This is a genomic window from Faecalibacterium sp. BIOML-A4, assembly GCF_009679665.1.
In the GTDB taxonomy this organism is placed as follows: domain Bacteria; phylum Bacillota; class Clostridia; order Oscillospirales; family Ruminococcaceae; genus Faecalibacterium; species Faecalibacterium taiwanense.
The window spans coordinates 1-3,960 of the sequence record NZ_WKZG01000036.1 but is presented as its reverse complement, the minus strand read 5'-3'; the positions used below and the strand labels follow the sequence as shown (position 1 = coordinate 3,960).

The window sequence follows — 3,960 nt, the reverse complement described above, 5'->3', positions numbered from 1 at the left end:
TCCAGAAAAGATTCTTCTCCAAGGGTGTTCACCTTGAAGAACACCGCCTGACTGCCGCCTGCGGTGATGGCAGACAGGCGGATCGGACTGTCTCCGTTCTGGAACAGGGTCAGCGTCAGGCTCAGGCGGTTGCCGCCTATCATGCTGTACCGCTCAAACACACGGACACTGCACCGGGCGTCGCCTTCTTTGAAGTCACTGCCTGCTTCCAGATCGGCCGACCAGCTGCTGTCCGGGATCTCCTGTTCCAGCTTCCGAAGCAGCTTGTCAAAGTTTTTGTTTCGGATGGTCTTTTCAAAGATTGCCATAATGGTTCCTCCGTTCTGACAATTAAAAATCGGTCCCTTATTTTTGATACGAGCAGAGCCACAGGAAAATTGCGGAGAAATCGCTTGAAGAGAAGAATTTTGTCTAATTTGATTATAGCATATCTTTTGGAAGAACAAAATACTTTATGTACGCCGCCCGCAGGCGGCAATAATCAGTCCGGGGGAAATTCCAACTCGCCAAACTCCGCATCGGTCAGCAGTTTCAGCTTTTCGATAACACCTTCCGACAACTCCCGCAGGGCGGTTTCATCGGGCATCAGGTAGCACTGCATCAGCCGCAGTTCGTGGATAAGTCCCATCCGGGTGCCGGTGTTGTAGAGCATCATCAGCAGGAGTTCTTCATGGTTAAAGTTCATGGCCGCTCCTTTCTTTTTTACATCCGCTGGGATTGCACTCCGGGGCATCGCACTTTTCCTTGAGATTCATCAGCACCGAAGGGCGCTCCTGCTCTTTATCCAGAAAACCCTGTAAATCTTTGAAGCCGATGCTGTCCACATAATGCACTGATACTTCTCCATTGCGTTTGAGTGCGATCACATCGCTGACCGACAGGCTGTGTCCCTCAAAATCCTGCGGACGGGAGAGGTTGAACACCTGAAACAGTTCTTCCAGAACCACGTTGTTCGGCACATCCTGCCACATGGAGGGCAGATCGGCATAGTAAGTGACTTCGTAATGCTCCGGGTCTGGCGTTTTGCCCCGACGATGCAGTTCCCGCATGGAAGCAAATCTTTCATCGAAGATTTTTTCGTCATGTCGCAGCTGCATCACCATATAAACATTGCACCCTGCGTTCAGGAATTTCTGCGGGATGTCCGTCATGGGTTCGCCGTCAAAATTCTGGTTCCATTTTTGCTGCATCGTCCACCTCACAGTTCTGGCGCAGAACGTGCAGAGGATTTTGGCGCAGACGTATCACTTGCCAGTGCTGCCAGCTTTTCCAATGTGGAAGGGCGGTGATCTGCACTCAGTTCCTCGGTTTCCGCAACTTTGTCTATGACTGCATCGTAGTCCTGCAACAGCCGCCGCCCCTTTTCCATGTGGTGAGTTTCCAGAATCTGCTCACGGGCTTCCTGAATAGTCAGTTCCGGGGCATCCAACTGCCCGCCGTCCATCACGGAAAAATCGCTGTGGTAAATGGTGTAGTCCCATCCATCCTCACAGGACTGGATGGCAAGATAACCTTTGCCACCCAGTTCCCATGCGGCCTGCTCGTCCTGTGTCTGAATTTCGGGGTAGAAGTCTGCATGGTTCCGCTCCATGACCTCGGCAAACTGGCAGATGTGGAACACATTGCCCAGACCGCCCATGTCAAAGTGATAATCATCCAGATGTTCCACCCGTGCCGTAAAACTGCGCCCATCCGGGTAATCCACCTGAATCACTCCGCCATCGGGAATGCGATAGAGGTCGTCATAGTGGCTGTTGATGAGACGAATATCCTTCGGCAGCGTTTCCGGCTCCCAGATGCGCCGCCTGCCGATGCCCGCCTGCGGGATGTTTTCGAGGATCTTTACGCTTTCCTGTTGGATGACCTTACGGTCATCGTCCGAAAGTTCAAACAGATACCAGTTCCGGGCGGCAGGGATGGTGTTTTGTCCATCTGGCGGCAGATTCTTTTCCGAGATCTGCCCACTTTCCAGCGGCTCGCCAGTTACCTTGTTATAAGTGGCAAAGCCGACCCCTGCACCGTTTTCCCTGAGATGCAGATAGCGTTCATCGTTGATAAGGTAGACCGCTTCTTTTATCTGCTCCATCAGCACCCACCTTCAAATTCCAGCGAAAACTTGCTGCGGCCATCAGCTTCACAGGACAGCAGCACAGTGGCATTGTAGGTCTTGCCCTTGGCACTCTTGCAGTCCTTCAGCCGGACCCGACCATCCCGCAGCAGCTTGTCCGCCACATGAGCGTCCAGCCGCTTGCTCAGACGCTTGAAGAACGCATTGTCCTTCCACAGCACGAAGCGGCACTCCCGGTTCTCGCAGAACCAGCCCTTTTCGCGCTCCACGACAGACTTCCCACAGTTCGGACAGACACCAATGATTTTGTTTTTCATAAGCGCATTCGCTCCTTTCGCAGCCTCGGTGGTCGTTACCAGCGAGGAGATCATTTCTTTGATTTCAGTCATAAAAGTTTCCGGTTCCATTTCACTGCGTTCGATTTGCAGCAGCTTTGTTTCCCAATCGGCGGTCATTTCCGGGGATTGGATTTCTTCGGGCATCACCGTAATAAGGGCTTTGCCCTTGTCGGTGGGCAGCAGCACCTTGGTTTTCTTGGTGCCCTTGCGCTCCAGAAAGCCCTTCTGCACCAGCTTTTCGATGGTGGCAGCTCTGGTTGCTGGAGTGCCGATGCCTTGACGCTCCACGCCCTCCGGCATACTGTCTGCACTGGCGGTTTCCATCGCATGAAGTAGAAGGTCCTCGGTGAAATGCTTCGGCGGGGACGTTTGCCCCTCTTTCAGTTCGGCACCGGCAACGCTGCACTGGCTCTGCTCCTGTACATCCGGCAGAACAGCCGGTTCTTTCTGCTTGCCAATCAGTTCGCCCAGCATTTTCCGCTCCATGGTTTTCCATCCCTCGGACAGCACCACCTTGCCCTTTGCGGAGAACTCCTCCCCGGCACAGATGGTAGTGAGCGTGGTTTCTGCATAGCGGTGCGGTTCACCTACGGCACAGAGCAGCCGTGCGACAATCAGCCGCACGACATTCCGCTCCCCGGCAGGGAGGGCGGCAAGGTCTGCTTTTGCCATGCTTTTCGTAGGCAGCAGCGCATGGTGGTCGGTGACTTTGCTGCCATCGATGACCTGCTGCACATGGATGGGAATCGGCTCCTCCACGGCAAACGCCCTGCCCGTGTCCGTCACCAGCCCCGGAAGGGATGCCGCCATATCCTCCGTCAAAAAGCGGCTGTCCGTGCGGGGGTAGGTGATGAGCCGTTTTTCGTAAAGACTTTGGGCATAATCCAAGGTCTGCTGCGCCGTAAATCCCAACAGACGGTTTGCATCCCGCTGCAATGCGGTAAGGTCATAGAGCTGCGGCGGGCTTTCGGATTTCTCCTTGCGTTCCATCTTCTGTACCGTGATACGCCCCTCCTTTCGGCATTTGGAAAGCAGCAGTTCGGCATCCGCTTTCTGGGCAAACCGCTTGCTGGATGCGGTGCCGCCGTCCGCAAGGGTCAGGGCAACCGTGTAGAATTTCTCCGGCACAAAGGCGGCAATGGCAGCTTCCCGCACCACCGTCATGGCAAGCACCGGGGTCATAACACGCCCCACCGCCAGCGGTTGACCGTACAGGCAAGAAAAAAGCCGGGACGCATTGATGCCAACCATCCAGTCGGCGCGTTCCCGGCAGAGTGCTGCGTTGTACAGCGCATCGTATTCTGTTGATGGTTTCAGGTGGGCGAACCCCTCCCGGATAGCATTTTCCTCCATGCTGGACAGCCACAGGCGGGAGAAGGGCTTTTTGCAGCCCGCTTGCTGGTAGACAAGGCGGAAGATCAGTTCTCCCTCCCGTCCGGAATCTGTAGGATAGTTCTCGGAGGTGACTTTTCTGACATTGTTACTCGATGGCATCCAATGGGCCGATAAAGCGGTAGAAAATCTGGATTTTCTGGACGTATTCGCCATCGACCT

General features: G+C 54.6%; 5 protein-coding genes. All 5 read right to left on the bottom strand.

Annotation, left to right across the window (positions count from 1 at the left end):
• Positions 1 to 308: DUF6054 family protein (locus GKG34_RS15505; RefSeq protein WP_113998246.1), on the bottom strand; the 308-nt coding region annotated here is incomplete at its 3' end.
• Between the two features lie 173 nt (positions 309 to 481).
• The gene (locus GKG34_RS15500) at positions 482 to 685 is read right to left on the bottom strand and encodes a transposon-transfer assisting family protein (RefSeq protein WP_154256857.1); all 204 of its coding nucleotides are present in this window, start codon (positions 683 to 685) and stop codon (positions 482 to 484) included.
• Entirely contained in the window at positions 675 to 1,190 is a 516-nt protein-coding gene (locus GKG34_RS15495) for a YodL domain-containing protein (RefSeq protein WP_154256855.1), read from the bottom strand. Before GKG34_RS15495 ends, GKG34_RS15500 begins: the two co-directional genes overlap by 11 nt.
• Positions 1,191 to 1,198: 8 nt before the next feature.
• The gene (locus tag GKG34_RS15490) at positions 1,199 to 2,086 is read right to left on the bottom strand and encodes an LPD16 domain-containing protein (RefSeq protein ID WP_154256853.1); all 888 of its coding nucleotides are present in this window, start codon (positions 2,084 to 2,086) and stop codon (positions 1,199 to 1,201) included.
• Entirely contained in the window at positions 2,086 to 3,900 is a 1,815-nt protein-coding gene (locus GKG34_RS15485) for a DNA topoisomerase (protein WP_154256851.1), read from the bottom strand. The genes GKG34_RS15490 and GKG34_RS15485 overlap by 1 nt, the downstream gene beginning before the upstream one ends.
• Positions 3,901 to 3,960: the final 60 nt, after the last annotated feature.

Excerpts from the sequence above, each read along its gene's own strand:
- GKG34_RS15495 (WP_154256855.1), bottom strand. The coding sequence starts at position 1,190 with ATGCAGCAAAAATGGAACCAGAATTTTGACGGCGAACCCATGACGGAC.
- GKG34_RS15500 (WP_154256857.1), bottom strand. The coding sequence starts at position 685 with ATGAACTTTAACCATGAAGAACTCCTGCTGATGATGCTCTACAACACC.
- GKG34_RS15490 (WP_154256853.1), bottom strand. The coding sequence starts at position 2,086 with ATGGAGCAGATAAAAGAAGCGGTCTACCTTATCAACGATGAACGCTAT.
- GKG34_RS15485 (WP_154256851.1), bottom strand. The coding sequence starts at position 3,900 with ATGCCATCGAGTAACAATGTCAGAAAAGTCACCTCCGAGAACTATCCT.